This is a genomic window from Acinetobacter sp. 24-47-62, from assembly GCF_056779765.1.
The window spans coordinates 1-257 of sequence record NZ_JBWYIN010000051.1 but is presented as its reverse complement, the minus strand read 5'-3'; the positions used below and the strand labels follow the sequence as shown (position 1 = coordinate 257).

Annotated in this window: 1 protein-coding gene; it reads right to left on the bottom strand. The window is 47.9% G+C overall.

Annotated elements, in window-relative coordinates; all coding sequences use genetic code 11:
• A partial coding sequence (locus tag AC1M87_RS14845; RefSeq protein WP_481594131.1) for a GA-like domain-containing protein occupies positions 1-257 on the bottom strand: 257 nt, incomplete at both ends.

Below are 257 nucleotides of genomic sequence, written 5' to 3'. Positions count from 1 at the left end.
ATCCAGTGCGTCTTTGTCTGCTCCTTCTGGAAGTGCATCAACTTTCGATTGTGCATCTTCTTTAGCAGCAAGCGCATCATCACGTGCTTGAGTCAGCTCAGCAAGTTCTGTTGGCGTGATTAAACCATCTGATTCGGCATCTGCTAATGCTTGCTCTGCCTCAGCATATGCTGCTTCAGCCGCCTCTACTGCTTCTGTCGCTTCTTCAAGTGCTGCAACTGCATCATCCACACCATCTTCGTTTTCATCATTTACTG